This is a genomic window from Rhodococcus sp. KBW08, assembly GCF_003852455.1.
GTDB lineage: Bacteria > Actinomycetota > Actinomycetes > Mycobacteriales > Mycobacteriaceae > Rhodococcus_F > Rhodococcus_F baikonurensis.
The window spans coordinates 96,297-123,051 of record NZ_QAJJ01000009.1; the positions used below are offsets into that span (position 1 = coordinate 96,297).

Annotated in this window: 27 protein-coding genes; 13 read left to right on the forward strand and 14 right to left on the reverse strand. The window is 61.8% G+C overall.

Translation table 11 applies throughout. From position 1 onward, the window contains the following. Nucleotides 1–2: 2 nt before the first annotated feature. Both DBV08_RS11225 and DBV08_RS11230 read right to left on the reverse strand, forming a co-directional pair. Nucleotides 3–428 carry a hypothetical protein gene (locus DBV08_RS11225; RefSeq protein WP_124567472.1) on the reverse strand — a complete coding sequence of 142 codons (426 nt, stop codon included), beginning with the start codon at nucleotides 426–428 and terminating at the stop codon, nucleotides 3–5. Continuing rightward, the gene (locus DBV08_RS11230) at nucleotides 425–1,015 is read right to left on the reverse strand and encodes a helix-turn-helix domain-containing protein (RefSeq protein WP_095971097.1); all 591 of its coding nucleotides are present in this window, start codon (nucleotides 1,013–1,015) and stop codon (nucleotides 425–427) included. The genes DBV08_RS11225 and DBV08_RS11230 overlap by 4 nt, the downstream gene beginning before the upstream one ends. A 166-nt stretch (nucleotides 1,016–1,181) precedes the next feature. On the opposite strand from DBV08_RS11230, the gene DBV08_RS11235 reads away from it, so the two are divergent. The 6 genes from DBV08_RS11235 to DBV08_RS11260 all read left to right on the forward strand — a co-directional run bounded on the left by DBV08_RS11235 (nucleotide 1,182) and on the right by DBV08_RS11260 (nucleotide 7,147). Then, nucleotides 1,182–1,967 (forward strand): aldolase, encoded by a 786-nt coding sequence (locus DBV08_RS11235; RefSeq protein WP_095971098.1) that lies wholly within the window; start codon nucleotides 1,182–1,184, stop codon nucleotides 1,965–1,967. Between the two features lie 33 nt (nucleotides 1,968–2,000). Further along, the gene (locus DBV08_RS11240; protein WP_124567473.1) at nucleotides 2,001–2,903 is read left to right on the forward strand and encodes a dihydrodipicolinate synthase family protein; all 903 of its coding nucleotides are present in this window, start codon (nucleotides 2,001–2,003) and stop codon (nucleotides 2,901–2,903) included. A 59-nt stretch (nucleotides 2,904–2,962) separates the two neighbouring features. Further along, nucleotides 2,963–3,829 (forward strand): SDR family oxidoreductase, encoded by an 867-nt coding sequence (locus tag DBV08_RS11245; protein WP_124567474.1) that lies wholly within the window; start codon nucleotides 2,963–2,965, stop codon nucleotides 3,827–3,829. Continuing rightward, nucleotides 3,829–5,634, forward strand: a complete 1,806-nt coding sequence (locus DBV08_RS11250; RefSeq protein WP_124567475.1) for a DEAD/DEAH box helicase family protein — start codon at nucleotides 3,829–3,831, stop codon at nucleotides 5,632–5,634. The genes DBV08_RS11245 and DBV08_RS11250 overlap by 1 nt, the downstream gene beginning before the upstream one ends. Before the next feature lie 223 nt (nucleotides 5,635–5,857). Further along, nucleotides 5,858–6,310, forward strand: coding sequence for a nitroreductase/quinone reductase family protein (locus tag DBV08_RS11255; RefSeq protein WP_234036838.1), 453 nt, complete (start codon nucleotides 5,858–5,860; stop codon nucleotides 6,308–6,310). Nucleotides 6,311–6,367: 57 nt separating this feature from the next. After that, the gene (locus DBV08_RS11260) at nucleotides 6,368–7,147 is read left to right on the forward strand and encodes a DUF427 domain-containing protein (RefSeq protein WP_095971103.1); all 780 of its coding nucleotides are present in this window, start codon (nucleotides 6,368–6,370) and stop codon (nucleotides 7,145–7,147) included. A 28-nt stretch (nucleotides 7,148–7,175) separates the two neighbouring features. On the opposite strand, the gene DBV08_RS11265 is transcribed toward DBV08_RS11260, so the two are convergent. Beyond that, complete coding sequence (locus DBV08_RS11265; protein ID WP_124567476.1) at nucleotides 7,176–8,408, reverse strand: MFS transporter; 1,233 nt, start codon at nucleotides 8,406–8,408, stop codon at nucleotides 7,176–7,178. 72 nt (nucleotides 8,409–8,480) lie between these two features. Between DBV08_RS11265 and DBV08_RS11270 the strand changes: the two genes are divergently transcribed. Next, complete coding sequence (locus tag DBV08_RS11270; protein ID WP_124567477.1) at nucleotides 8,481–9,356, forward strand: LysR family transcriptional regulator; 876 nt, start codon at nucleotides 8,481–8,483, stop codon at nucleotides 9,354–9,356. On the opposite strand, the gene DBV08_RS11275 is transcribed toward DBV08_RS11270, so the two are convergent. The 4 genes from DBV08_RS11275 to cobF all read right to left on the reverse strand — a co-directional run bounded on the left by DBV08_RS11275 (nucleotide 9,349) and on the right by cobF (nucleotide 13,457). After that, the gene (locus DBV08_RS11275; RefSeq protein ID WP_124567478.1) at nucleotides 9,349–10,215 is read right to left on the reverse strand and encodes an Fpg/Nei family DNA glycosylase; all 867 of its coding nucleotides are present in this window, start codon (nucleotides 10,213–10,215) and stop codon (nucleotides 9,349–9,351) included. The two genes, DBV08_RS11270 and DBV08_RS11275, sit on opposite strands and share 8 nt — an antisense overlap. 40 nt (nucleotides 10,216–10,255) lie before the next feature. Continuing rightward, nucleotides 10,256–11,431: a diguanylate cyclase gene (locus DBV08_RS11280; RefSeq protein WP_124567479.1), complete on the reverse strand. Its 1,176-nt coding sequence runs from the start codon at nucleotides 11,429–11,431 to the stop codon at nucleotides 10,256–10,258. A gap of 43 nt (nucleotides 11,432–11,474) precedes the next feature. Continuing rightward, a complete protein-coding gene (locus DBV08_RS11285) occupies nucleotides 11,475–12,641 on the reverse strand; it encodes a GGDEF domain-containing protein (RefSeq protein ID WP_260395526.1) in 1,167 nt (388 codons plus the stop codon). Nucleotides 12,642–12,716: 75 nt separating this feature from the next. Further along, nucleotides 12,717–13,457, reverse strand: a complete 741-nt coding sequence (gene cobF, locus DBV08_RS11290; RefSeq protein ID WP_124567481.1) for a precorrin-6A synthase (deacetylating) — start codon at nucleotides 13,455–13,457, stop codon at nucleotides 12,717–12,719. 86 nt (nucleotides 13,458–13,543) lie between these two features. Between cobF and DBV08_RS11295 the strand changes: the two genes are divergently transcribed. The 5 genes from DBV08_RS11295 (at nucleotide 13,544) to DBV08_RS11315 (ending at nucleotide 17,689) form a co-directional block, all read left to right on the forward strand. Continuing rightward, nucleotides 13,544–14,344: a thymidylate synthase gene (locus tag DBV08_RS11295; protein ID WP_095971110.1), complete on the forward strand. Its 801-nt coding sequence runs from the start codon at nucleotides 13,544–13,546 to the stop codon at nucleotides 14,342–14,344. A 2-nt stretch (nucleotides 14,345–14,346) separates the two neighbouring features. Next, nucleotides 14,347–14,838, forward strand: coding sequence for a dihydrofolate reductase (locus DBV08_RS11300; RefSeq protein ID WP_124567482.1), 492 nt, complete (start codon nucleotides 14,347–14,349; stop codon nucleotides 14,836–14,838). Between the two features lie 84 nt (nucleotides 14,839–14,922). Continuing rightward, entirely contained in the window at nucleotides 14,923–15,255 is a 333-nt protein-coding gene (locus DBV08_RS11305) for a cupin domain-containing protein (RefSeq protein WP_003946336.1), read from the forward strand. 19 nt (nucleotides 15,256–15,274) lie between these two features. Continuing rightward, nucleotides 15,275–15,970 (forward strand): hypothetical protein, encoded by a 696-nt coding sequence (locus tag DBV08_RS11310; protein WP_095971112.1) that lies wholly within the window; start codon nucleotides 15,275–15,277, stop codon nucleotides 15,968–15,970. 27 nt (nucleotides 15,971–15,997) lie between these two features. Further along, nucleotides 15,998–17,689 carry a GAF domain-containing protein gene (locus tag DBV08_RS11315; RefSeq protein WP_124567483.1) on the forward strand — a complete coding sequence of 564 codons (1,692 nt, stop codon included), beginning with the start codon at nucleotides 15,998–16,000 and terminating at the stop codon, nucleotides 17,687–17,689. 1 nt (nucleotide 17,690) lies between these two features. Here the strand turns inward: DBV08_RS11315 and DBV08_RS11320 are convergent, their stop codons facing one another. The 7 genes from DBV08_RS11320 to cycA all read right to left on the reverse strand — a co-directional run bounded on the left by DBV08_RS11320 (nucleotide 17,691) and on the right by cycA (nucleotide 25,892). Then, entirely contained in the window at nucleotides 17,691–18,329 is a 639-nt protein-coding gene (locus tag DBV08_RS11320) for a response regulator transcription factor (protein WP_019744786.1), read from the reverse strand. A gap of 76 nt (nucleotides 18,330–18,405) precedes the next feature. Next, on the reverse strand, nucleotides 18,406–19,299 hold the full coding sequence (locus DBV08_RS11325) for a universal stress protein (RefSeq protein ID WP_095971114.1): 894 nt from the start codon (nucleotides 19,297–19,299) through the stop codon (nucleotides 18,406–18,408). Between the two features lie 353 nt (nucleotides 19,300–19,652). Next, nucleotides 19,653–20,693: an LLM class F420-dependent oxidoreductase gene (locus tag DBV08_RS11330; protein WP_124567813.1), complete on the reverse strand. Its 1,041-nt coding sequence runs from the start codon at nucleotides 20,691–20,693 to the stop codon at nucleotides 19,653–19,655. A 176-nt stretch (nucleotides 20,694–20,869) separates the two neighbouring features. Then, entirely contained in the window at nucleotides 20,870–21,763 is an 894-nt protein-coding gene (locus DBV08_RS11335) for a universal stress protein (protein WP_007727672.1), read from the reverse strand. A gap of 141 nt (nucleotides 21,764–21,904) precedes the next feature. Beyond that, nucleotides 21,905–23,410, reverse strand: coding sequence for a glutamate-cysteine ligase family protein (locus tag DBV08_RS11340; RefSeq protein WP_124567484.1), 1,506 nt, complete (start codon nucleotides 23,408–23,410; stop codon nucleotides 21,905–21,907). A gap of 125 nt (nucleotides 23,411–23,535) precedes the next feature. After that, nucleotides 23,536–24,306: a M23 family metallopeptidase gene (locus DBV08_RS11345; protein WP_095971116.1), complete on the reverse strand. Its 771-nt coding sequence runs from the start codon at nucleotides 24,304–24,306 to the stop codon at nucleotides 23,536–23,538. Nucleotides 24,307–24,428: 122 nt separating this feature from the next. Then, on the reverse strand, nucleotides 24,429–25,892 hold the full coding sequence (gene cycA, locus DBV08_RS11350) for a D-serine/D-alanine/glycine transporter (RefSeq protein WP_095971117.1): 1,464 nt from the start codon (nucleotides 25,890–25,892) through the stop codon (nucleotides 24,429–24,431). Nucleotides 25,893–26,034: 142 nt separating this feature from the next. Between cycA and DBV08_RS11355 the strand changes: the two genes are divergently transcribed. Then, on the forward strand, nucleotides 26,035–26,751 hold the full coding sequence (locus DBV08_RS11355) for an HAD family hydrolase (RefSeq protein WP_124567485.1): 717 nt from the start codon (nucleotides 26,035–26,037) through the stop codon (nucleotides 26,749–26,751). The last annotated feature ends 4 nt before the right edge of the window (nucleotides 26,752–26,755 follow it).

The window sequence follows — 26,755 nt, forward strand, 5'->3', positions numbered from 1 at the left end:
GATCAGAAGAACTGGCCCTTCACGAAACCTGCCAGCAGGACCGCGAATCCGCCGACCTCACCGAGAATCAGCAGAATCATTCCGAGATGCAGCGGCGGACCGGCAGACTCGAACTGGTTGTCGGTGTCTTTCATCGCACCGTGAGCGATGTAGCTGAATATCGCTGCGAGAAAGAAGAACACGACCACTGCTGCACTGGTCAGGTTGATCCACGTCGGCCACACACTGAATTCGACGAACACCGTGATCAACAGTGTTGCGAACGAATACATCAGAGCCGCACGGTGCGCGATGTCGACATACGGATGCGCGAGGTGATTGTCCGAGGTGGCCATCTGTCGGTACTTCCAGATTCCCAGGCACAGCGAGAGCAGGAAGATCAGACCGGCCGCGAGCAGCGTCAGTGACGTGTCGATCCCGAGCATCATCTGCTCACCCCGCAGTGAGCTTCCAGAGAGTCACCGCTGGGCGATCCAGTCGAAGGCGTGTCGTAGACGACGACAAGCACCGTCGCACCACCATCCGACACCGACCGCATCCGGTGTGGCGTATTCGCGTCGAAGTAAAGACTGTCACCGGCGTCGAGGTGAATCGTCTGCCCGGGAATTTCGAATTCGACGGAACCGGAGTGCACGAACACGAACTCCTCTCCCGTGTGATCCATGAACTTCGGGCCCATCACCGAGGCGGGGTGAACTACGAACGGCTGCATGGCCTTTCCGACCAGAGCGGGAGCGATCGGATCGTAGACCGAGGACTCGGCCGAGGAAGCCTGGTCGATAACGCGATCCTTGGCGCGCGCGATCGTCATGACATTGCCCTCCATGCTGTCCGAGAACAGTTGTCCCACATCGGCATCGAGCACGCGCGCAATCTTGAGCGCCACCGCGATCGACGGTGTACTGATGCCCCTCTCGACCTTCGAGAGGTAACTCTTCGTCAGACCGGTCTGCTCGGCCAACCCCTCGAGCGTCAGACCGGCGCGACGCCGATGTGTTCGCAAAAACGCTGCCATTCGAAATCCTCTCACGAGACTTTGTGTCATCACCCTACCAACACATTGACCTGCGGCAATCAGTGCCGAACAAGTCAAGGGTTGCGCAATTCCGTCTTATATGACACTTTGTGTCCTATAGGTGACTTAATGTCATCCCACCCGGATCCCGAGAAAGGCACACCCCATGACCGACACGATGCAGGCGAGCAAGCAAGAACTCATGGCCACCGCCGAAACGAAGATGCTCACCGAAGTCGCCACAGGTAGCTGGACCCTTCGACAGAAGATCGCACTGACCTGCAGGGCACTGTCGGACGCCGGCCACGATTCCGGCCTCGCCGGCCAGATCTCCGCTCGCGGTGAACAACCCGGCACATTCGTCACCCAGCGACTCGGCCTCGGGTTCGACGAAATCACCGAGGACAACCTCCTGCTCGTCAACGAGGATCTCGAGGTCCTCGACGGCCAGGGAATGCCGAATCCGGCCAACAGATTCCACAGCTGGATCTACCGCGCGCGGCCCGACGTGAACTGCATCGTCCACACGCACCCACTGCACGCGACGGCCTTGTCGATGCTCGAGATTCCCCTCGTCGTATCACAGATGGACATTGCTCCCCTCTACGACGACTGCGCATTTCTCGCCGACTGGCCCGGAGTTCCCGTGGGAAACGAGGAGGGCGAGATCATTTCGGCTGCACTCGGAGACAAGCGAGCAATTCTGCTCGCCCACCACGGCCAACTCGTCGTCGGCAATACCGTCGAAGAGGCATGTTCCCTCGGGCATCTGATCGAACGGGCCGCGCGGCTGCAGTTGCTGGCGATGGCTGCCGGTGACATCAAGCCGCTACCGCCTCGCCTGGCGAAAGAGGCACACGATTGGACGCTGACTCCTCGGCGCAGCGAGGCGAACTTCGCGTACTACGCCCGCCGTGCTCTCCGCAATCATCCAGACACGCTGTCCAACTGAATTTCGTTTCTCCCCAACAGAACAGAGAACCTCATGAGCAGCACCATCAAGGGAATAGTCGCCTATCCCATCACCCCGTTCGACCGGGACACCGGAGCCTTCGATCCCAAGCCGCTACACACGCTCCTCGACAGCATGATCAGCAATGGTGTCGACGCGATAGCCCCTCTCGGCAGTACCGGCGAGAGCGCCTATCTCGACGATGCAGAGTGGGAGACGGTCGCTCGGGAAACTGTCGACTACGTCGACCGCCGAGTCCCCACCGTCGTCGGAGTGTCGGATCTGACGACGGCGGGAGCGCTCCGCCGAGCATCGATCGCGGCAGACGCAGGCGCCGACGCAATGATGATCCTCCCCACGTCGTACTGGCATCTGGGTGAGCAGGAGATTCGTGAACACGTCACTGCGGTCGCCGATTCCGTCGACATTCCGACGATGATCTACAACAATCCGGCAACCACCGGCATCGACATGTCGCCGGAGTTTCTCGTCGATCTCGTCTCCACCGTCGACGGCATCACGATGATCAAGGAATCCACCGGCGACATCACCAGGATGAACCGCATCAACGAACTGGGCGGTGGCACGATCCCCTTCTTCAACGGCAGCAATCCTCTTGCACTGCAATCTTTCTCTGCCGGCGCAAGCGGATGGTGCACGGCAGCCCCGTGCCTGGCACCCGAACAGGTGGTGCACTTCTGGCGTCTCCTCGAGGCCGGTGATCGGTCGGGCGCCGGCGCCGTGTTCGAACAGATCGAGCCACTCCTGAAGGTCCTCGTCAGTCGCGGACTGCCGTCGACGGTCAAAGCCGGGTTGGAATTTCTCGGCGTCGACGCCGGCCTTCCCCGTCGGCCTCTCCTTCCACTCGACGACGGCACGAGGACAGCTTTGTCCGACTCGCTGTCGGTGGCTCGCGGTGTAATCGTCGCGTCGTGACCTGAGGTGGGAGTGGGTTCCGGCAAGATGGGATGCACACCGACCGAAGGAGGGGCACCATGTCCGTAGATTCACGGTCTGCGAGGATCGCCGTCACCGGCGCTACCGGTCATATCGGCGGACTGGTGGCCCAGTCGTTGGCGGACGCCGGTGTCCCGCAGCGGCTGATCGCACGGTCGGTCAACCGATTACCGCAGCTCGCCGGTGCCGATTCGGCCGAGACCACGTACGGGGATCAGGAGCGCGCTCTCGCGGCCCTGGCCGGAATCGACACCCTCTTCATGGTCTCGGCGGCCGAAAGCGCAGATCGCCTGGATCAGCACCGCACCTTCATCGACGCTGCAGCGGCAGCCGGGGTCAGGCACATCGTCTACACGTCTTTCCTCGGCGCCGCCCCGGACGCGACGTTCACCCTCGCTCGCGATCACTGGGTCACCGAAGAACATATCCGCGCTTCCGGACTCGCATTCACCTTCCTGCGCGACAGCTTCTACCTCGATTTCCTACCCGCTCTCGCCGGTGAAGACGGTGTGATCCGCGGACCCGCAGGGGATGGTCTCGTCGGCGCGGTAGCGCGGTCCGACATTGCTGCAGTCGCTGTGTCGGTTCTGCAGGATCTGGATTCTCATGTCGGACAGACGTACAACCTGACCGGACGAGAGGCACTGACGCTCTCCGAGGCCGCAAGCATCATCACCGAAGTCACCGGCAAGCGGACCACGTATGTCGAGGAAACGCTCGAGGAAGCCTACGAGTCGCGGGCGTCGTACAACGCGCCCGCTTGGGAGCTCGACGCTTGGGTGTCGACGTACACCGCGATCGCGCAGGGCGAGTTGGCTCTGATCACGACCACAGTGGAGGACCTTGTCGGCAGACCGCCGCTCACATTGCGTGAATTCCTCACGGCGCAGCTCGATATCGCCTGATGCCGCCACGCAAAGCAACCACGGCACGCAAGGCTGCCGCAAAGAAGGCTTCACCCAAGAAGGCCGCCCCGAAAAAAGCAGCACCGAAAAAGAGCACGGCCAAGCAGACCGCCACCAAGACTGTCGCGAAGAAAAGGTCACGCGCGGCGATGCCGGAGGTTCCGACAGCCGGTCCTGGTGAACGAGTCTGGCTCCTCGACGTTCCCTTCCGAACGCCGGCCCCTGGTGCGCAGTTCGTCAAGAAGTGGAAGAGCTACGCGTGGGTAGGTGCTGATCTGCCCGCAGAACTCGCACCGTTCAAGGCACTCCCGTTCTCGTATCAGCAGTGGGTCGAGGACGACATCAATGACAGCATCGGGGAGCGTCCGGTTGCCGCCGCCAAAACTCCTCGGCCCGAGCAGGTTTCGGGGGCGGAGGCCGTTGTCGCCGCTGCACGCTCCGGCAAACGCGGATTTCTGTTGGCCGACAATGCCGGTCTGGGAAAAACGCTGATCGCGGTGATGTCGGCCAAGACGATTGCCGAAGAGCGCGGCGAAACCAACATCCTCGTCCTTGTCGATCGGCCAGCACAGATCACCATTCCGCATTGGCGCTATTCCATCGCCTCGGTGGGCGACGGCGGATTCCGTTGGCTGATCATGTCGCCGGACCAATTGAAGAAGCTGATTGCACGAAACGGCCGTCCCAAGTACACGTTCGGCGTGGTGATTGCGGACGAAGCCCAGCTGTACAGCAACGACACACAGCGCACGGCTGCATTCGAGAAGGTCGCACGCTTTTCTAATGCGCACGAGCAGGCTCCGTTCGTCCTGTCCGTGACGGCAACTCCGGGACATACGCCGGCAGATCAGCGTTACCTGGCACCACTTTTTGCGCAGCTGCATTCAGAACCTTCGGAGTACTGGTCCGACCTGGGTGCCAGGCTTGTCGAGTCCGGCCTGCCGCTGGACAAGTCCTACGGGAAGTGGACGTGGAGCGCAGAGGCGAAGGAATCACCGGCACTGCAATCTCAGGCGCTCGAGACCGTGCGCGGGTGGATGTCGAACAGTACGCCGCCCTTGATGATTCATCGGCCGACTCCGTGGGGGCCGGTTCCGCTCGACGGTATGCCCATCGACCTCACCCATGCCCAGCGCGCCGAGTACGAGACCGAATGGGCGGAGTACGCCTACGAAATGGGATTGGCTCGTAAGAGCCGCAACGTTGCGCGGGGCCGTGCGCTGGTTCTCCGCTATCGACAGAAAGCGGGAATGATTCGCGCCGAGTCGACGGCACAGTGGGCGCAGGCCCAGGTCAAGGCGGGCAAGCAGGTGTTGGTTGCTGTCGAATTCGTCTCCACGGCAGGCGATCCACTGGTCGAGATGATCGAAGACGCCGGGATCTCTGTGGCTAAACTGTTCGGCGCAGTGCCGGACAAGGAGGGTCAGCGTCTGCGGTTTCAACGCGGGGACGCACCGGTCATCGTCTTCAATGTCACGACCTCGATTTCGCTGCATGCCAACGAAGCGCTCCCCGACGGCACTCACGCGTCCTCGCTGCCACGGACGGGGATCTTTCATCAGCCTCGATACTCGGGAATCGCGGCAGAACAGACATTCGGTCGGTCACATCGCGACTACCAGACGTGTCCGTGGGTCATACCCTTCGGCGTGGGCACCAAGGAAGAGGACGTCGCCACCGTCATGCTGCGCAATCTCAATTCCGTGACCGGTCTGAAGGGCGGCGATCGATCCGGACTGCGTTCACTGTCCGAATTGCTCGGCGTCGAGTGGCTCGAGCCTGACGTCTTGACGTCAGATACCTGACCATCCACTCGGCATCCAATGGGCACAGACGAACGGTTTCGGAGTTTTGCCCCAATTCCGCTTCACTGAAACCGAATTCGCTTGACCGCTTCCTTCCTTTTGGGACTTTGGGACTCAGATATCTGTGACGCGGCGTGGCACACTGTTTCGAGGTCGGCAGGCCCGATCCCGAAACAGTGCCGAGAAAGCGAGAGGTCCGATGCGCAGTATCTACCGTTCATTGATGCGCAATGTCGGCCATACACAATGGTTCTCGGATCTCGGGAAGGATCTGGTTCCGCTCGATCGGGCGGTACAGAAGGTGTCGGGTGGCAAACTCTCACTTGTCGGAGAGAACACCGTGACTCAGCTACTGCTCACCACGACGGGCCGTAAGACGGGCCGTTCTCGCACGACACCCCTTCTGTACGCACCGGACGGCGATGCCTTTGTCGTCGTCGGATCCAACTGGGGGCAGGATACGCATCCAGCGTGGACACTCAACTTGATGGCAAACCCCGCCGCGATCGTGACGGTGAAGGGGGTTGAAATACCGGTCGGTGCGAGTCTGGCGGAGGGCGCCACGCGTAAGAAGCTGTGGGAACTCGCGACCACCACGTGGCCGCCGTACGAAACCTACGCCGATCGAGCGTTCGGGCGCCAGATCCGCGTATTTCGACTCCAACCTGTCAAATAGCTGCTGCCGGGCGCAGGATGGGAAGGACCACCCTGCCGATCTCAGGAGCATTCGCGCATGTCCACAGCACTGACTCACGCAGTAGACGCACAGACCAAAGCCTCCAACGGGCGGATCGCACTGGAACCCAACCCTCGCCGAATTCGAGCGTTCTTCGCTGGTCACGCCATCGCAGACACCACTGGTTCGGTGTATCTGTTCGAGCGCGGCCGCCTGCCGGTGTACTACATCCCCCTCGCCGATGTTCGCACCGAATTTCTCGTTCCGACGTCGACGACCACTCATTGCCCGTGGAAGGGTGACGCGACGTACTGGAATATCGAAATCGGGGATCACCACGCCGAGGACGCCGTGTGGTCATATCCCGAACAGTTCGACGGTTCTTTGGACCTGAGTGAGTACGTCGCGTTCTACTGGGATCGCATGGACGCCTGGTACGAGGAGGACCAACAGGTCTTCGTCCACGCCCGCGATCCATACGTACGTATCGACGCACTCCCCTCGTCCCGCCACGTCGAGGTTTTCGTCGGCGACGTCTTGGTCGCCGAGACGACACGACCCAGACTGCTCTTCGAAACCGGCCTGCCCACGCGGTACTACATTCCGAGAATCGACGTTCGCAGCGAGTACTTTGCGCCGTCGCCGACCACCACGGCCTGCCCCTACAAGGGCACTGCATCGTATCTGTCGTTCACCGGCACAACCGAACTCGCTCCGATCGAGGATCTGGCGTGGTTCTATCCGTTCACTACCGACGAAGCGTCCGGGATCGACGACCACGTGTCGTTCTATCCCGAACGCGTCGGCAAGATCCGGGTGGACGGTGCCGAAATCTGAGAGGCGGGAGCCGAGAAGGCGTGGGTGCCTATCCCACCGCGACAGGGGATTCCGGGACCAGCAGTTCGCCCGTCTCCAACCGGCGATCGTGCATCCACACCAACGCGGTTGCGACGGAGAAGACCAACCCGGCGATGCAGACTCCAGTCCATCCGTACGACTTCCACACCACCGACCCCACTGCCGAGCCCACCGCAGCACCGACGAAGTAGGTGGTCATGTACACCGAGTTCACACGCGAACGCGCCTCGGGGACAAGGGCATAGATGACGTTCTGGTTGCTGACGTGCACTCCCTGCAGTGCGAGATCGGCTAGAACGATGGCGACGAGAAACCACACCACGTGCGTGGCACCGGAGACAAAGGGAAGCCACGACACCAAGAGAATCGCAATAGCGCCGCCGGTCGCCACCTGACCCAATCCCCGATCGGCCAGCCTGCCCGCCACCGTCGCCATCAATGCTCCCGCCACGCCGAGTAGTCCGACCAAGCCGATTTGAGTGTCGCTGTAGCCGAATTCGCCGGAGAGAAGAAAGGCCATCGTCGTGAAGACGGTGCTGACGGCAGCAAAAGCCAACCCGCCCATGGCCGATCGGGTTCTCAGGCGTGGCAAGGTCGCAGCCAACTTTCCTACCGAAGCAAGCGTGGCGCCGTAACCAGCTTTCGGTCGATCTGCGGAATCGGAAGGCAGAGATCGCCACAATGCGACGGCCATCACCACCATCAACACCGCCGCCACCTTGTAGACCGTCGACCAACCTCCCAGTCCGGAGAGCACGCCGGCAACGCTGCGCGCCAACAGGATTCCGATCAGCAGCCCGCTCATGATCGTGCCGACCACCTGACCGGACCTCTCAGGTTCGGCCAGTGAGGCGGCAAACGGAATCAGCACCTGGGCAGCGACCGAAAAGACTCCAGCGACTGCGATTCCCACTGCCAGCGTGGCAAAGTTGGGTGCAAATCCGCTGACCGCTTGACCGGTCGCCGCCAGCAGCATGAGCCCCACCGTCAGCTTGCGTCGGTCCACCATGTCGCCTACCGGAACCAGAAGTATCAATCCGAGTGCATACGCGACCTGTGCGATGGTCACCGTCGCGGCCGCTGCGGAGGCCGACACATTCAGGTGATCCGCGATGGAATCGAGGAGTGGCTGATTGAAATAGTTACCGCCCGCGCACAGGCCCGTCGCGGCAGCCATCAGCAGCACTATGGGTAGTCCGAGCCTCGGACGCGCGTCGCTTGAAATCATGTCGTCAAGCATGACCGCCCACACCGACGCGCGTCCAATAGATAGATATGCATGATCTATCTCCAGAAACGATAGATTGGTCCAATGGAACTACGTCACATCCGCTACGCCCTCGCCGTTGCGGAAGACAGACATTTCAGCCGAGCGGCCGCGCGGTTGCACGTTTCCCAGTCCGCCCTGAGTGCCCAGATCCGAGACCTCGAGAAGGAACTGGGAGTGGAACTGTTCAACCGGAACAGTCGAAACGTCGGACTGACCGCCGCCGGCGAGGTTTTTGTTGCCCGCTCTCGTGAGGTACTCGGCGCCATGTCGAGACTGGTCAGCGACGTCTCGGCGCAGAGCAACGAGCAAGTGCGACTGACGGTGGGCACCATCACCTCGGCCGGGCGCGTCGACGTCGGCCGCGCCCTGGCAGATCTGACGCGTCGGCATCCCGCCATCAACGTCACCGTGCGGCCGTACGGCAGTGAAGTAGTTATCGAAGGAGTCCGGTCCGGCGCAATCGACGTCGGCATCGTCGGATTGGCCGCAGGTCGCCTACCCAAGAGCTTTGCCGCCGCGCCGTTGTGGAGTGAACCCACCGCGGCGTTTGTTGCTCCCGACCATCACTTCGCCCAGGCCTCGTCGATCAGGCTCGAAGACTTACGAGATCACACTCTCGTGGACTTCGCCTCCGGCAGCGAGGCCCGTGTCCAAACCGATCAGGCATTCGCCGAATCACAAGTCCCTCGCGGAAAAACGCTCGAAGCCAACTCCGTCGACCTGATCTGTTCACTGACCGCCAACGGCCTGGGCGTCGGCTTGCTCCCCCAGTCCATGAGCGCCCCACATCCCGAACTGGTCTGCATTCCCATCACCGACGCACCGCATCGGATCGTCCACGCCATCACCGAACCAGCTCATTCGTCGGCACTCGCTCGCGAATTCGTCGAACTGCTCGCCGCGCAGTTCACTACTTGAGTAATTTCGACATTCGCCTGTCCGCCAACGGCTTACCGCCAGTCTGACACGTCGCGCAGTACTGAAAAGAACGCTCCGCGAACGAGACTTCGCGTACGACGTCACCGCACACCGGGCAGGGAAGTCCGGTGCGAGCATGTACTCGCATCCCCGAGCGTTTCTCACCTTTGAGCCTGGCCGCGTCCTGACCTTCCGAACGCTCGATCGCGTCGGCAAGTGTTGATCGCATCACGGCATACAGCGCCGAAATCTGTTCCGGCGTCAGCCGCGACGAGGTCGCGAAGGGCGAAAGTTTCGCGGTGTGAAGAATCTCGTCCGAGTAGGCGTTCCCGATGCCTGCGATCAGCGACTGATCGACTATCGAGTTCTTGATCCGCGCCGAGGTTCCGCCCAGAATCTCTGCGAACTCCGCTTCGGTCACAGCCATCGCGTCCGGCCCCAGTCTGGCGATGCCCGGAACCTCCTGCGGATCGTTCACCACCCAGACGGCGAGGCGCTTCTTGGTACCTGCCTCGGTGAGATCGAATGCCGGCGTCAACCCTTCCGGTGTGAAGAAATGAACGCGCAGCGCCAACGGCCCCTTGCCGGGCTTCGGCGGTGTTGCCGACGGATTGTCGAGCCAGCGCATCCACCCTGCTCTGGAGAGATGCGTGACCAACCACAATCCGTCGCAATCGAGGGCCAGATGCTTTCCGAAGCGGGCAGCGCCCGTCACATCGCGCCCCTGCAGAGCAGTGATCGGCGGATCGAAGGTCTTGAGCACACTCAGTGCAGCGATGTCGACGCGTCCCACCACCGCGCCTACCGCGTGCTGACGAAGGAACCCTGCCAGCGCTTCCACCTCGGGTAGTTCAGGCATGGCAACAGACTAACGCCGACCACGGACACACACAGTGCGCTCAGTCCGTTTCGGTATGCAGAACCACCGAGTGCCCACCGCGTGCCTTCGCGGAGTACATCGCCCGATCCGCTCGTCGCAGCAAAGCCGGGTAGGCGACCAGTGCATCGTCGACTGTGTCGAAAGGCCCTGCCATTTTCGCGATTCCGACGCTCATGGCTACGGCCGGATGATCGTAGGACGTAATCGTCGAGTGTCGAAGTTCGTGCGCGAGTCGATCGATCGAGCGTTGATCGACCGAATCGACTATGACGAACTCGTCGCCGCCGATCCGTGCGATCAACGCTGTCGGGCCGGCACATTCGACCAGTCTCGCGCCGACTTTCTCGATCACAGCGTCGCCGACGGTGTGTCCGTACTCGTCGTTGATGGCCTTGAATCGATTGATGTCGACCGCGGCGACAACCAAGAGTGCCGGGTGCGTGTACGACTTCTCCAGCAACAGTCGTACTTCGTCGGCCAGTCCCCTCCTGTTGAGCAGTCCAGTTAGCGGGTCCAATTGCGAATTCAGCGCGTCGGTGCCGAGGATGGAGAAAACGAACTGACAGGCAAAGGGAATCACGTAGATCGCCGCGCCGACCAGTACTACCAACGCAACTAGAACCGGAACATCCACATCATTCTCGACCACGGCAGTACGTGTCACGATTCCGATGACAACGACGAATACCCACACCATGTGCAGGGTCTGCATCCGAGCATTGTGGAAGAACGCGATGTAACCGCCGATCACCGAGAACATCACGGCATGTGCCAGTGCCGCAAGTGGGTTGGAGTACAACAGCATTGCGGCCGCTATTCCCACTTCCGAATAGAGCACGAACGCGTACGACCAGGAACGGGAGAGATTACGCCTCGTCGAGAGGGCGACGGCCATGATCACAGTGACGACGATGATGACGGTATTCGCGGTGCGTGCATGGGCACTGGTCGGCCCCTGTGAACTGAAGCGAGTCAGGAACATGATGACGGTGACCAGCACCAACGAGCAGACGACAAGAAAACGCGAAGCGACGGTCAGCCCTTTGTCCGCGAGATAACGATTGAAGGTGTCGAATTGGTCCGGCCGCCGATACCAATCAGCCAGTTGAGACGAGATCAGGCGGAACGCAGAGGCCGAGAGCGGTCGGGGCGACGCGACGGCGTCCGTACGCTCCACACTCTCGGCAGATTCCATAAGGTCAGGGTAATCCAGTCAACTCCCCGCAATCAGACAATTCTCACTGTTTGCCGTCCCACATCACAACCTGATCGCCGCCGGCGGCCTTCGCGCGATACATCGAGGCGTCTGCTACTCGAAACAGGTCCGTCAACTCCTCGTCGGAAATAATCGAAGACCATTCGGCGGAGGTGATCGCAACTCCGACGCTGGTTGTCACCGCCGGATCACGGTCGTCGATTCGCAAGTGTCTTCGCAAACTGTCCTCGAAAGCAGGCGCTGCCCCGACGTCGATCGTGTCCACCAAGACGAACTCGTCCCCACCGAACCTGGCGAAGAGCGCGTTCTCGCTGCCGCACCATCGCAGTCGATCAGCAATCTGACGGAGGACGAGATCGCCTTCTTCGTGCCCGTGTGAGTCGTTGACGATCTTGAACGAATCGACATCGACGATTGCGACGACATACGAAGATTTGCTCGACGCACGTCCAGTCGCTCCCATTTCGACAACAGCTCGCTGCAGCCCACGACGATTCAGCAGGCCGGTCAACGGATCGACATCCGAACTGTCGGCGTCGGATCCGAGAAGAGAGAGGACGAACTGGCAGGCGAACGGAATGACCACGATCCCGGTTGCGATGATCAGACAGAGCGCCGTGGCCAGCGCAGGATCCGCGTAGATCGCGACCTTTCGGCCGATCAATGCCAGCACCACGATGGAGAACGCCATGTGAAACGCCTGGAGTCGGGCGTTGTGGAAGTAGGCGATGTAACCGCCGATCAACACGAAGAGCACACACTGGATCAAGCCGATGAACGGATCGCTGTTGAGGAACACGCCGACGAATACGCCGACCTCGCAGCAGGCGACGAAAAAATACGACCACCGTCGTGTGATTTCGGGCAGAAGGCAGAAGAGCACGATCACCGCGCCCGTGACGGCGATGATCACGGCGTTGACGACGCTGGTGACATGGCTGTGAACGCCTGCGTCGCTGAAGCGCAACATAGTCATCGCGATGATGACCGTCGTCAGGGAGCCGATTACCAGCAACCGAACAGCTAGCTCGAGGCCCTTCGTGGCGAGGTATCGATTGAAACTGTCGAATTGATCAGGACGCCGATACCACTGGACGAGAAGGCCGAAGGCCGACTTCACAGCTGACTTTTCACGGCCACGAGGCGCGGGCAGAATCGACTGCAGTCGGTCCGGCCCGAACGATGTCATGCGCAGATCATAGGTGCGCAGACCGTCGTCGGGGCTCAAGAGCGCAGGATCGAATGTGCAATCCGCGGGCGGTTGTCAGCGCCGAAGGAGGTACGTATCCATGATCCAGCCGTGCTTCTCGCGCAACTCCGCCCGGCGCGCGACGATCCGATCTTCGACCTCGCGCAGGTTGCCGGAAATCAGCTCCTCGTCCGAGGTTCCGAGGTACGCGCCCCACCAGATTTCGGCTTCGTCTTCGCTCACCTGAGTAAACGTGCAATGCGCGTCGAGCATGACGACGGCGTTGTCCACTCCGGCGGGCAAGCCCTCGGCCAGTTTGCGGCCGGTCGTGATGTGGATCGGTTCGCCGATTCGGTTCAGGACGATTCGGTGTTGTGCAGCCAACGACTGCACACTCGTGATTCCCGGGATGACGGAGTAGTCGAACGACACTTTCCCGCGAGCGAGCACGCGCTCGACGATCCGCAGAGTGCTGTCGTAGAGGGACGGGTCACCCCAGACGAGAATGGCGCCGACTCCAGGTTCGGCCGCGAATTCCGCTTCGAATTTCGCTGCCCTGCGCTCGTGCCAGTCCTCGACGACACCTTCGTAATCGGTCGGGGTTCGATCCCGCGGTGGGTCCGTGATCTCGACCACCTTGTAGTCGAGGTGAACGTGTTCGTCGAGGATTCCGGTTCGCAGGTCCACCAGAGCCTGCTTCTCGTCACCCTTTCCGATGATGAAGAAGGTATCGGCCCTGTTCATAGCCTTGATCGCCTGGACAGTCACCTGGTCGGGATCACCAGCACCGATACCGATCACCAAGAGTTCGCGCATGTGCCGAGGCTATATTGCTGTGCGCCTTTATTAACCGCCGGAGGTTAATAAAGGCGCACAGCAGGCTAGGCCCTAGACTGATTCCCGTGACTGTCTCCACTGCTTACGAAGACCTCCTCCGGCTCGTCATGGAGACGGGTACCGCCAAATCCGATCGAACCGGAACGGGCACCCGCAGCATCTTCGGTCACCAGATGCGCTTCGATCTTGCCGACGGCTTTCCGCTCGTCACCACCAAGAAGGTCCACCTCAAGTCGATCGTCAACGAACTCCTGTGGTTCCTGCGCGGCGACTCCAACGTGGCGTGGCTGCACGAGAACGGCGTCTCCATCTGGGACGAGTGGGCCGACGAGAACGGCGAACTCGGTCCCGTCTACGGCGTCCAGTGGCGCAGCTGGCCCACTCCGTCCGGAGAGCACATCGACCAGATCACGCAGACCGTCGAGACCCTGCGCTCGAATCCCGATTCGCGGCGGATCATCGTCTCGGCATGGAACGTCGCAGACATTCCGCAGATGGCGCTGGCTCCGTGCCACGCTTTCTTCCAGTTCTACGTCGCCGACGGCAAACTCTCGTGCCAGCTGTACCAGCGCAGCGCCGACATGTTCCTCGGCGTTCCGTTCAACATCGCCAGCTACGCACTGCTCACGCACATGATGGCCCAGCAGGCCGGACTCGACGTCGGCGAGTTCGTCTGGACCGGCGGTGACTGCCACATCTACGACAATCACGTCGACCAGGTCACCGAGCAGCTCGGTCGCGAGCCCCTCCCGTTGCCGACCCTGAAATTGAACAAGCGCGACTCCATCTTCGACTACACCTTCGAGGACGTGGAGATCGTCGACTATCAGCACCACCCCGCTATCAAAGCGCCGGTAGCGGTCTGACAATGACCGATCGCACAGTCACCCTTGTCTGGGCGCAGGCCCATGACGGCGTCATCGGCGCCGACAACACGATCCCGTGGCGCGTGTCCGAGGACATGGCTTACTTCAAACGCGTCACCATGGGACATCCGGTGATCATGGGGCGGCGCACCTGGGACTCCATTCCACTGAAGTTCCGGCCGTTCAGCGGGCGTCGGAACATCGTTGTCACGCGCGATCTGCAATGGAACGCCGAAGGCGCCGAGGTGGTCCACAGTCTTCACGACGCCCTGGCGTTGCCGGAGGGCGACGTCTTCGTCGTCGGTGGCGGGCAAATTTATTCGGCTGCACTGCCATTCGCGACGCATCTCCTGGTGACCGAGATCGACCTCGACATCGCCGGTGATGCCTTCGCTCCCGAGATCGGCCCCGAATGGAACCTGAAGTCCGACGGGCCGTGGCAGACCTCGGAGAAGAGTGGGCTGCGCTTCCGCTGGCTGGAATACACTCGCTGACCGACTTCCGCCGATAACGAGGCACCTCGCGAGTGAGTCGGTCATACTCCTAGAACGACATTCACCGCTTTCGAGAGGTCTTCGATGGACAAGAAATCACTGACCGCTCTCGCTCGTCAACAGCTGAAACTGGCGGGCTCGGCGACCAGCGGTCGCAGTTCACAAACCGTCTACGGCGGCCACCAGCGCAGCCTGCGACAGACGGTTATCGCGCTGAGCGCCGGCAAGAGCCTCGCCGAACACGACAGCCCGGGCGAAGCCACCCTGTTGGTCCTGAGCGGGAAGCTGAATCTTGTGTGTGGGAGCGACCAGTGGAAAGGATCCACCGGCGATTTCCTCACCGTTCCAGCCGACCGGCACAGTGTCGAAGCGCTCGAAGACGTTGCATTTCTACTGACCGTCGCGATGAAGGGCTGAAGTCGGTAGCGTCTTCCGCGTGAGCGAAACCGTGATCGAAGTGTCCATCGTCGCAGCCCCGTCCGTACTTTGGCCCGCGCTGCGCGACCCGTCGCTGATTCGTCGTTGGTTCGGCTGGGAGTACGACGGACTCGACGACGAAATCACCCAGATCTACTCCACCGCTGATGCCGACCCCGAAGCGTTGACGCTGAAACTCGGAAACGGCGACCGTTTCTCACTTCTCGAACAGGACGGCAAGACGGTCGTCCGCATCGATCGTCCGGCCAAGTCCGCCGACGACGACTGGTACGACGACATCACCGAGGGATGGACGACGTTCCTCCAGTTGCTCAGATTCGCAGTGGAGCACCACGGACTCGCTGAGCGAAGAACCATTTATCTCGACGGCCTGCTGCTCCCCGGCGAGAACGTGGCAACCGTCCTCGGGCTCACCGAAATCGAATTGGCAGCGGGAAGTCGGTACGCGGCGACAATCGCTCCCGGCGACTATTTCGAAGGCGTCGTCGACTACGTCACCGATCACCAATTCGGGTTGACAGTCGAAGATCTCGGCCCTGGTCTACTCTCCGTCGCGACCCAGTCGGTGACTCCGCAGCGGCCCGACGGAGGCATGTCGATCCTGCTGACCACCTACGACCTGAGCGATGACGAGTTCGACGAGATCAAGCATCACTGGACTTCATGGTGGGAAGGCCGCCGTCAGGGTGGCTGACGTGCGGTGAGGCGATATGCTTCGACCATGGTCGAAGCATCGGGTCACAGTCCGGCACGCACGTTCGGCGAGTTGCTCGACCGCCTGGGCGATTCCAACGCCGACATCCCGACACTCCACCGTCTGCTCGAGGCGGTCCTGGTCGTCGGCTCCGGCCTGGACCTCGACCTGACGCTCCAACGGATCATCACCTCTGCGACAACGGTTCTGGATTGCCGCTACGGCGCCCTGGGGGTCGCGGCGCCGGGGGGTGGGCTCTCGGAATTCGTCTACGAGGGGATCTCCGGGTCCCAACGCGCGACCATGGGACATTTCCCCGAAGGTCATGGCGTTCTGGGTGTTCTGATGAATCATCCGCAGACGTTGCGTGTGGCGCACCTCGGCGATCATCCCGAGTCTGTCGGTTTCCCCGCGAATCATCCACCGATGGAGAGTTTTCTCGGAGCGCCGATCATGATGCGAGGAAAGGTGTTCGGAAGCATCTACCTGACCGAGAAACGAGGAAAAGCCGAGTTCACGCAAGAGGACGAGGTCATTCTCGAAGCCCTCGCCATTGCAGCCGGCATAGCTGTCGAAAACGCACGACTGTTCGAGCAGTCTCGAACTCGTGAAAGATGGCTCACCGCAACATCTGCCATCCGCTCGCGGTTGCTGGCCGGTGACTCGCTCGAGGACGGCCTGCAACTTCTCGCGAGCCGCGTTCGGGATCTGACCGGCGTCGACGACGTGATCGTGGTGATCTGCGAGAACGGTTACGCCCAGGTCCACGCCGCGGCCAGCGCCCGTACCACGTCACGCGGGGTCAGAATTCCAGCGACGACCTATCCGTTCGACGTCGTCCGAAGCACCCGAAAGCTACAGGTACTCACCACTTTAGGCGCGCTCACGGAACTCGTGCCGTCGGCCGGGAGTGCGGTCGTGGCACCGATGTGCGTCGCCTCGGGGGTAGTCGGAGCGGTCATCGTCGCATCGAACTCGACCAACACACACTGGGATCACGACGAACTGACCCGGATCGAGTCGATGGCCGAACTCGGCTCCGTTGCAATCGAGTTCGACGAGAAGCAGAAGGCGCAACGCCTGCTGTCGGTCCTCGCCGACCGCGATCGCATCGCACGAGACTTGCACGACAACGTCATCCAGAGACTGTTCGCGAGCGGAATGAGCTTGCAGAGCACGCTTCCGGACGAGACCCTCCCCGAGTCGGCGCGCGCGATTGTCAAACGATCTCTCGAACAACTCGACAAGACCGTCCGCGAGATCCGGACAACGATCTTCGATCTGCAGACTCCCACTGCTGCCGGGACGTCGAGCCTGCGACGACGCCTCCTCGATGTCATCGGCGATGCCACCGCCCAGTCCTCCGTGACCCCCAGCGTCCAATTCTCCGGCGCCATCGACACTCTGGTGAACCCCGGGATCCACCAGCACGCCGAGGCTGTACTGCGAGAGGGACTGAGCAACGTCCTTCGGCACGCACACGCACACCACATCACCATCGCAGTGACCGCGGATGTCGAATTCGCCATCACGATCGAGGACGACGGCGTCGGACTCCCCTCCGACTTCCACAAGAGTGGACTTCACAATCTCGAGCGCCGTGCCGAACATTGCGGCGGTACGTGCACGATCGTCAACCACGATCCGAGCGGTGCACGTCTGCTCTGGCGAGTACCGCTCGGCCGCACCAACTCGAATCGACCGAAGTCCAGTCGATAACCTATCGACTGCCGCTGCGGATTTCGGTGGCCAGCACCGCAGCCTGAGTACGACGCTGCATGCCCAGCTTCGAGAGCAGACGCGTCACGTAGTTCTTGACCGTCTTCTCCGCGAGGAACAATCGCGCGCCGATCTCCCGGTTGGTGAGTCCCTCTCCGATGAGGTCGAAGACTGCTCGCTCCTGATCGGAAAGTTCGGCCAGTGGATCAGCTGTACGGTCGCTACGGATCCGCTGCATCAGCGCCTCGGTTGCCCGACTGTCGAGCAGTGAACCGCCGCGCCCGACTGTGCGGACAGCAGCAACCAGATCGGTTCCAAGGATCTGTTTGAGGACGAATCCAGAAGCGCCCGCCATGATCGCGTCGAGTAGCGCCTCGTCGTCCGCGTACGAGGTGAGCATCAGGCAGCGCAGGTTGGGCAGCATCGAGCGAAGTTCGCGGCACAGCTCGACGCCGTTGCCGTCAGGCAGCCGCACGTCCAGAACAGCGACGTCGGCATTGCTCTGCGGTACCGCCGCCAGCGCTTCCCCCACCGACGCAGCCTCGCCCACCACCACGAAGTCCTCGACCCCGCCGAGCAGATCGAACAATCCGCGTCTGACGATCTCGTGATCGTCGACCAGGAATATCCGCGTTGTCATCGAACCCCTCCAAAAGACATCTCACGTCGAACGGTACCGGAGATGGTGGACTCAGAACTCATGGAATACATTCTCTTCACTTGTTGACGTGACGGACTATGAGAACCGGGCAATCCGCAGTGTGCAGGAGCGCCCGACTGGTCGATCCGAGGAGCATTCCCGCGAATCCGCCGCGCCCGCGACTGCCGACGACTATCAACTGCGCCGTCTCCGCGTACTCGCTCAGAACTCGGACCGGACGGTCACGCGCGACGACTCTCTCGACGACGACGTCCGGGTAACGCTCGGTGAATCCGGCCAATTGCTCGGCGAGGACAACTTCCTCACCCGTCTGGATGCTGCTCCACAGCGGGTCGTCGGGGGTGGCGCCCAGCGAGGGCTGCACACTCACGTCGCTCCACACGTTGACGGCAATCAAGGTGGCGCCCCTCGCGGATGCCTGCTCGAAAGCGTGCTCGATTGCCTCGATGCTGCTTTCGGATCCATCGACACCGACCACGACGGGGCCTTCGGTCGGCGGTCGACCGTCGAGCGTCCGTCCTCGGACAACTGCCACCGGAGATTCGCCGTGCGAGACGACCGAGACCGTCGCGGAACCGACGACCAATCCGGTGAATTCGCCGTGTCCACGGGGTCCGAGCGCAATGATGTACGCGCTCTTGGACAATTCGATCAGCCGATCGGAGACACTGCCGTCGAGAAGTTCGGTGACGATCTCGAGGTCGTCGTCGATGCTTTGCCGCGCAAGGATCTGCGCACTGTCCAGACGAGCGGTGGCAGTGCGTCGCAGTTCGTCCTTGAAACTCTCGGCGAGGTACGGCTCGGAGTAGTAGAAGGCAGGGATGTGCACCACCGTCGCGATGTGGAGCGGTCGACCGAGCGCCACTGCCGTCCTCGCCGCCCAGACGACAGCCGACGACGCCGATTCCGAACCGTCTACCGCTACGACGACGGGTTTGGTTGCACTCATGTTCGTCCCTCCACAATCGACCATAGAATCTCTTCGCCCCCACACTATTGCCCAATGACGGCAAAAAGGATTCATCAGCCGACGCGAGTCCCGAATCGGACATTCGGTGTTCGAGTGGACTGCGGCAACGGCCCCGCCAACATCCCTTTCGGGCGTCAACGAGGCCACCGGTGCCGGATTCGCACGCAAACCCTGGCTACTCGATCCACGTTAGGCGAAGAACCCGACCGGTCAGAAGTGAAAAAAGTCCTGTCAACAAGCGCCTAAATTCGGGTTTCGTGCGCAGGAGATCCCGAATCACCCGCTGTGCGCCTTTATTAACCGCCGGCGGTTAATAAAGGCGCACGGCAGGGTCAGTCACAAATCTTGCGGAACTTCTCGATCAGCTGCACTCGGCCGTTACGGTCGGCTGCCAACGGCGTGACGTTGAGCGTCGTGACACCGGCTTCGGCGAAGGCCGCGACGCGTTCCTTGACGTAGCTCTCGGGACCGATCAACGACACGGCGCGAACAAGATCGTCGGGGACGGCTGCTGCGGCCTCGTCCTTCTTGCCCGCGAGGTACAGGTCCTGAATCTTCGCGGCAGCTTCTTCGTAGCCGTAGCGCACCGCGAGATCGTTGTAGAAGTTCTTTCCCTTGGCGCCCATACCGCCGATGTACAGCGCGAGGCTCGGGCGTACCCAATCGAGCATGTGGTCGACGTCGTCACCGATGGCGAGGGCCGGCGACGCGTACACCTGAAGCTCGCCGAGGCTCGGATCACGCTTGGCCTTGCCCTTGGCGATCGGCTCGCCCCACACGCTGGCCGCCTTCTCCGGATGGAAGAAGATGGGCTCCCAGCCTTCGGCGATCTCCGCCGTCAGCTCGACGTTCTTGGGTCCGAGCGAAGCGATCAGGATCGGGATGCGCTCACGCACAGGATGATTGATCAGCTTGAGCGGCTTGCCCAGCCCGGTGCCCTTCTCGGCGGGGAGCGGAACCTGGTAGTACTTGCCCTGATATTCGACCTTCTCGCGGCGCCACACCTTGCGACAGATTTCGACGACCTCACGGGTGCGTCCCAGCGGGGCGTCGTACTTGACGCCGTGGAATCCCTCGATCACCTGCGGTCCGGAAGCACCCAGCCCCATCACGAAGCGACCGTTGGAGACGAAGTCCAGGCCCGCTGCCGTCATCGCGGTCAACGAAGGGGTACGGGTGTAGATCTGGAAGATTCCCGAAGCGAGTTCGATGGTCGACGTCTTGGCCGCCAGGTAGCCGAGTTGGCTGACGGCGTCGAAGGAATACGCCTCCGGAACGAAGGCGATGTCCAGGCCCGCCTTCTCCAGGTCACCGACCTCTTCGACGGTTTCGGCGAACCCGCCGCTGTAGTTCAAACCCATACCGATACGCACGTTGTAACCCCAATCCTGACGATTGCTGCCGTGTGCGACGCGCACACGAGCAGTGGTACTCCCATCGAACACTTACTCACATCGAACACTACGGAACCTGAGTCCGCATTCATGTGACTACCCCGTTCAAATTCGATGACCGAAATGAACGGGGTAGCGGGAGAACCTGGAGAAAGTCAGGATTCTTCGGGGCGAACCACCATGACGGGGCACTTGGCGGAAGCGATCAGAGTGTTGCTGGTCGAGCCGAGCAACATGCCGCGGAATCCGCCACGGCCACGGCTGCCGACCACGACGAGCTGCGCTTTTGCCGACCAGTCCAACAGCCGTCCGCGCGGGTTGTCGAGATAGACCTCGCGCCGGACCTTGACGTCCGGGTACTGCTCGGACCAGCCTGCCAAGCTCTCACTCAGTACGGCGTGTTCTTCCTCTTCGAGGGACTGCGGTGCCAGCGCTGCTGCCCTCGGGTCTTCGAATGCCGCGCTGCCGAGGTCACTCCACACGTGTAGAGCCACCAACTCGACTCCGCGGAACGACGCTTCCTCGAAGGCCGCACCCACGGCCTGGGCGCTCAATGCGCTGCCGTCGACACCGACCACGACCGGTCCCTCCGAGGGCACTGCACCGTCACGGTCCCGTACGACGATGACCGGACACTTGCCGTGACTGGCCACCCCGACCGCGGTGTTGCCGAGGACGGCCGTCGCGGCTTTGCCCGAAGCGGACGCTCCGACAACCACCCGCCTGGCTTGTGCAGAACTCTCGATCAGCCACTGAGTTGCGCTGCCGATGGCGATTTCGGTGTGAACTTCGAGTTTCGGATCGATCTCACGGGCGAACTGTTCCGCCTCCGCCAAGATCGCTTTTCCTGCCTCCTCGACCCATTCGTACACCCCACCCGCGTCGACGTACGGTCCACCGAAACCGTACGGCGCGAAGTCGAGAGCGTGGATGATGTCGAGTCGCAATTCGCGCTGGGCGGCGATTTTCGCGGCCTCGCGGAGCGCAGTGGACGCCGTGTCCGAACCTTCGACTCCGACAACAACACTGTTATGTTCGCGTGAACTCATGTGCCCACCTTCCTGAAGAAGTAACCGAGCCACTTTCACTCTAACCATCCCACTTGTCCGGCTTTTTTGGGGTCGTCCCCTCCTCATTTCCGGGACTTAAGTCCCCGAAACTGTTGACGGGTAGGAGAATTAGCAGAGCACTCAGGACCAGGTGTGAACAGGATCTCCCGTGCGCATGTTCTCCACGTAACCCCGGAGCATTCCGGTGAGCGCCGCCGAGCGGTCCGCGCCCGAGGCCTCCTCCCGCGCCACGTGCTCTCGTTGCCAGGCGGCACCCGTCTGCCGATTCATGCACCGCCCCTCGATGACACCGAGGTAGCGATCGCGGGCAGCGGACGACAATCCGAAGTCCGCCAAACCCTCGTCCGCCAACGGCAACAGCCTTCGCAGGACCAACTCGTCGGCGCCGACCCACCCGATCTCCGGCCAGTACAGGGTGGCGTCGAGTCCGTACTTGGCACCGATGTGCAGGTTCTCTTCCGCCGCGTGGAAAGACATGTGAGACCACAGCGGCCGATCCGCGTTCACCAGTGCGCGAACGGTTCCGTAGTAGAAGGCCGCATTTGCCATGATGTCGACGACGGTCGGTCCCGCCGGCAGCACCCGATTCTCGATACGCAAGTGCGGCTTGCCATCCGAGCAGTCGTACACCGGCCGATTCCAGCGATAGACCGTGCCGTTGTGCATCTGGAGCTCGCTCAACTCCGGAACCCCGCCCGCAGCGAGCACCTCCAGCGGATCGGTGTCCGACACATCGGGGAGCAGGGCCGGAAAGTACCGCGAGTTCTCTTCGAACAAGTCGAGTACCGAGTGGATCCATCGCTCACCGAACCACACTCGCGGGCGCACACCTTGGTTCTTGAGCTCGAAAGTCCTGGTGTCCGTGGCCTGTTCGAAGATCGGGATGCGCGATTCGTGCCAGAGAGCCTTACCTGCCAGGAAAGGAGAATTGGCCGCCAACGCCACCTGCACGCCGGCCAGACACTGCGCGGCGTTCCAGTGCGCGGCAAATTCTTCCGGCGCGACGCGCAGGTGCAACTGCATGGACGTACATGCCGCCTCCGGCACCACCGAATTGGTGTCGGCCCGAAGAATTTCCACGTCGCCACCAGGCAGCGCGACGCCTTCGACGTCGAGTTCGATGTCTTCTCCTCGCGCGGCAAAGATCTGCTCGTTGAGCAATTCGTAGCGCGGGTTGGCGGTGATCCACTCTCGATCGAGATGCTCGAGCTGCAGTGTCGGCAACATCCCGATCATCACCATCTCGGCGTCGTGAGCGTGGATTCGCGCGTCTGCGACATCGAGGGACGCCCGCAGTTTCTTCTCCAATTCGAATGTCGCGTCGCCGGTGAGTGGACCGGGCTCGACGTTCATCTCGACGTTGAACTGTCCGAGCTCGGTTTGGAAAACCGCAGCGTCGTCAATGGATTCGAGTACTTCACGATTCGACATCGCAGGAGCCATGTCCCCGTTCACCAGGTTGAACTCGATCTCCATGCCCAGCAGTGGGGCAGGCTTGTCGACGGCGTCCCGGAAGTCGCCGCCGTCAAGCATCTGCTTCATGGCGTCGACGCACGCGCGCACCTTCTGACGAAAGAGCCTGCGGTCTGCTCTGGTGAATTCTCTCGCCGTGACCTCTGCACCCATCGCACGTTCCCCCTTCGACGATCAACGTCACTGAAGGCTATCCGGCCGGTGTCACCGACAAACGAGAACTGCGGTGGCTCCAGGAAGAATTTCCCGGCGCCACCGCAGTTCTACAAGACGTTTTCTTAAGAGTTGTCCACCCAGGTGACAGCGACGCCACGAGCCTGCAGCCATGCTGCCGGATCGACCTTTGCGCCGTTCTCGGCGACCTCGAAGTGCAGGTGCGGGCCGGTGGACTGGCCACGGTTACCGACGGTGGCGATCTGCTGGCCGGCGTTGACGCGCTGGCCGACGTTGACCTGGTAGTCGTTGACGTGGCCGTACGTGGTGACCGTGCCGTCGTCGTGCTGGACGCGAACCCAGAGTCCGAAACCTGACGCCGGGCCGGCGTCGATGACCTGGCCGTCGGCTGCAGCGAGGATCGGGGTGCCGATCGGGGCCGCGATGTCGAGACCGCCGTGGTGTGCTCCCCAACGAGACCCGAACGTGGAGGTCAGCGTTCCGGACACCGGCTGCACGGTGCGAGCGGTCGTGCCGGGGTTGATCCCCGCGAGGAACTGCTGTGCCTGCGTGTTGAGGTCGGCAGCAAAATCGGGAAGCTCGGGGATGTCGAGAGCGGGAAGCGCCGCCAGCTCAGCCGGAACGACAACGCCCTCGGGAAGCAGGCCCTGCGGGATCTCGAAGCCGGCGATGGTCTGCGTTGCCGGCGCCGCAGCAGCGGTTCCTGCACCCATCTGGCCTGCACCGACGAGAAGCGCACCCGTAGCCGCAGCTACGACACCAGCCTTGACACCGGCACCAGGGCCAGCCGACGGGGTGCGGTGGCGGCCGCTTGCTGCCTCGGGATCGATCTCGAAGACAACATCGTCATTGCCCGTGCGGTGGTGGTTTCCCACAGTGTGTACTCCGTCAGTCGTCGGCGTGCAGCGTCCTTCTGATGAAGCCCGCTCCTCTGTCTGCCGAAGAATGTAACAGTTTGATCAAGGCGGCCGCCACCGTTACCCGATCTTGACCAAAACTATTTGTCGCCGTTCTGTCGGCTGGCGTCCAGTTCTGACTTGAATGCGTCGTATCGTGCCCGGTGAGCGGGGCGGCGCCGAATGATCGCCCAGGCGATACCCAGAACCACGAACCAGATCGGTGTGACGACAAGTGCCTGCAAGGTGTCGTCCTTGGTTGTCAGCGCCCAGAGAATGAAGACGAAGAACGCGAGCACGACCCAGCACATCACGATGCCGCCGGGCATCTTGAACTTCGACGCCTCGTGCAGGTGCGGGCGACGCTTCCGGTACACCATGTAGCTCGCCAGGATGATCGTCCACACGAACATGAAGAGCAGCGCCGAGATGGTCGTGACGACGGTGAAAGCCTCGATCACGGAATCACCCGAGAACAGCAGGATCAACGACGCCAGCAGGAAGATGCACGAGAACATCAGGGCGTTCGCGGGGACCTTGCGTGAGTTCAGCTTGCCGAGCGCCCTCGGTGCGTCGCCCTCCTGCGCAAGGCCGAACACCATGCGCGAGGTGGAGTAGATGCCCGAGTTGGCGGAAGATGCGGCGGAGGTCAGCACGACGAAGTTGATGACCGAAGCAGCAATGCCGAGACCGGCCAGGGTGAACATGGCGACGAACGGGCTCTTGTCTGCGCTGATTTCGCGCCACGGAGTCACCGCGATGATCACGGTCAGTGCAACGACGTAGAACAGCAGCACGCGAATGGGGATGGAGTTGATGGCCTTCGGCAGGTTCTTCTCCGGGTCCTTCGCCTCGGCCGCGGTGGTGCCGACGAGCTCGATTCCCACGAAGGCGAACACGGCGATCTGGAAGCCGGCCACGAAGCCCATGAATCCGGTCGGGAACATGCCGCCGTCGTTCCAGAGGTTGTCGATACCCGAGGTGGCACCGTTCGGCGCCGTGAACCCGGAGACGACCATGACGATGCCGACGATGATCAAGCTGACGATGGCGATGATCTTGATCAGCGCGAACCAGAACTCGGTTTCACCGAAGGCGCGAACGGTCGGGAGGTTGAGCAGCAACAGCGCCGCGATCGTCAACAATGCGGGAATCCACGCTGCCAGACCTGGCCACCAGTATTTGAAGTACCCGGAAATCGCGATGACGTCCGCGATGCCGGTGACGATCCAGCAGAACCAGTAGGTCCATCCGGTGAAGAACCCTGCCCAGGGGCCCAGCAGATCCGCGGCGAAGTCGGAGAACGACTTATATGCCATGTTCGAGAGCAGCAACTCCCCCATCGCCCGCATGACGAAGAAGAGCATGAAGCCGATGATCATGTACACGAAGATCACGGAAGGCCCGGCGAGCGAGATCGTCTTACCCGATCCCATGAACAGTCCGGTGCCGATGGCCCCACCGATGGCAATCAGCTGGATATGTCGGTTGGACAGCTGACGTGAGAGGTGGGGGTCTTCGCCGGACGGCTTCGTCAGGTCTGGTGTATTCGCGTGGTCGGACACGGAGGATCCCCCTCGTCGTTCGGTTCATCCGGAGCATCGAAATCGTGCCCATCGGGGGAACCTCGGAAAATGTGCCCTCTCAAAGTACGCGTGCACTGGCTCACATCAAGCATCGGAAAGCCGACGCCGATAACCTGTCGAGGTGAACACTGACAGCACGGCCCATCAAGACGGACATATCGCCGCGACGCTGTTCGATTTCTCCGGAACCCTCTTCCGTCTGGAGGAGAGCGACGATTGGACCGAGCACCTCGTCGATCACCAGGGCGATCCCCTCGACGTGCACGCTCAAGCCGAGCTGATGCGTCGGATGACCGCGCCGGTGGGCCGAACCGTCGAGATGGACGAAGCCGGGATCTACGCGTGGGAGAACCGCGACCGGGATCCGAAGTTGCATCGTCAGGCTTACCTCGACGTGTTGAGCAAGTCCGGAGTGCCCGATCCGGTTCGCGCCGACGCTTTCTACGCGCTTCTGGTCGATCCGGACCAGTGGTCGCCGTACCCGGATACCGGAGAGGTCCTGAAGTCGTTGTCGGAGAAGGGCATACGCACCGCAGTCCTGAGCAACATCGCCTTCGACATCCGTCCGGCGTTCGTCGACCGAGGCTGGGACGTCTGGGTCGACGAGTTCGTACTGTCATTCGAGGTGGGTGCAGTCAAACCGGAACCAGCGATCTTCGAATACGCCCTGGCGCAGCTGGATGTGGATGCAGCACAGACCCTGATGATCGGCGACAGCGACGTCGCCGACGGCGCTGCCCGAGACGTCGGTTGCCAGTTCGCCCTCGTCGATCCTCTGCCGACGACCGAACGCCCGCACGCGCTACTCGACGCAGTTCGAAAGTTCGGCCTGCTGTAAGGAG

What these genes read in the sequence shown, in the direction of transcription:
- DBV08_RS11225 (WP_124567472.1), bottom strand. Translation starts at nt 428, where the DNA reads ATGATGCTCGGGATCGACACGTCACTGACGCTGCTCGCGGCCGGTCTG.
- DBV08_RS11275 (WP_124567478.1), bottom strand. Translation starts at nt 10,215, where the DNA reads ATGCCTGAACTACCCGAGGTGGAAGCGCTGGCAGGGTTCCTTCGTCAG.
- DBV08_RS11300 (WP_124567482.1), top strand. Translation starts at nt 14,347, where the DNA reads ATGACCGATCGCACAGTCACCCTTGTCTGGGCGCAGGCCCATGACGGC.
- DBV08_RS11255 (WP_234036838.1), top strand. Translation starts at nt 5,858, where the DNA reads ATGCGCAATGTCGGCCATACACAATGGTTCTCGGATCTCGGGAAGGAT.
- DBV08_RS11325 (WP_095971114.1), bottom strand. Translation starts at nt 19,299, where the DNA reads ATGAGTGCAACCAAACCCGTCGTCGTAGCGGTAGACGGTTCGGAATCG.
- DBV08_RS11260 (WP_095971103.1), top strand. Translation starts at nt 6,368, where the DNA reads ATGTCCACAGCACTGACTCACGCAGTAGACGCACAGACCAAAGCCTCC.
- DBV08_RS11285 (WP_260395526.1), bottom strand. Translation starts at nt 12,641, where the DNA reads ATGACATCGTTCGGGCCGGACCGACTGCAGTCGATTCTGCCCGCGCCT.
- DBV08_RS11315 (WP_124567483.1), top strand. Translation starts at nt 15,998, where the DNA reads ATGGTCGAAGCATCGGGTCACAGTCCGGCACGCACGTTCGGCGAGTTG.
- DBV08_RS11235 (WP_095971098.1), top strand. Translation starts at nt 1,182, where the DNA reads ATGACCGACACGATGCAGGCGAGCAAGCAAGAACTCATGGCCACCGCC.
- DBV08_RS11250 (WP_124567475.1), top strand. Translation starts at nt 3,829, where the DNA reads ATGCCGCCACGCAAAGCAACCACGGCACGCAAGGCTGCCGCAAAGAAG.
- DBV08_RS11305 (WP_003946336.1), top strand. Translation starts at nt 14,923, where the DNA reads ATGGACAAGAAATCACTGACCGCTCTCGCTCGTCAACAGCTGAAACTG.
- cobF (WP_124567481.1), bottom strand. Translation starts at nt 13,457, where the DNA reads ATGCGCGAACTCTTGGTGATCGGTATCGGTGCTGGTGATCCCGACCAG.
- DBV08_RS11340 (WP_124567484.1), bottom strand. Translation starts at nt 23,410, where the DNA reads ATGGGTGCAGAGGTCACGGCGAGAGAATTCACCAGAGCAGACCGCAGG.
- DBV08_RS11230 (WP_095971097.1), bottom strand. Translation starts at nt 1,015, where the DNA reads ATGGCAGCGTTTTTGCGAACACATCGGCGTCGCGCCGGTCTGACGCTC.
- DBV08_RS11240 (WP_124567473.1), top strand. Translation starts at nt 2,001, where the DNA reads ATGAGCAGCACCATCAAGGGAATAGTCGCCTATCCCATCACCCCGTTC.
- DBV08_RS11270 (WP_124567477.1), top strand. Translation starts at nt 8,481, where the DNA reads ATGGAACTACGTCACATCCGCTACGCCCTCGCCGTTGCGGAAGACAGA.
- DBV08_RS11335 (WP_007727672.1), bottom strand. Translation starts at nt 21,763, where the DNA reads ATGAGTTCACGCGAACATAACAGTGTTGTTGTCGGAGTCGAAGGTTCG.
- DBV08_RS11320 (WP_019744786.1), bottom strand. Translation starts at nt 18,329, where the DNA reads ATGACAACGCGGATATTCCTGGTCGACGATCACGAGATCGTCAGACGC.
- DBV08_RS11280 (WP_124567479.1), bottom strand. Translation starts at nt 11,431, where the DNA reads ATGGAATCTGCCGAGAGTGTGGAGCGTACGGACGCCGTCGCGTCGCCC.
- DBV08_RS11265 (WP_124567476.1), bottom strand. Translation starts at nt 8,408, where the DNA reads ATGCTTGACGACATGATTTCAAGCGACGCGCGTCCGAGGCTCGGACTA.
- DBV08_RS11245 (WP_124567474.1), top strand. Translation starts at nt 2,963, where the DNA reads ATGTCCGTAGATTCACGGTCTGCGAGGATCGCCGTCACCGGCGCTACC.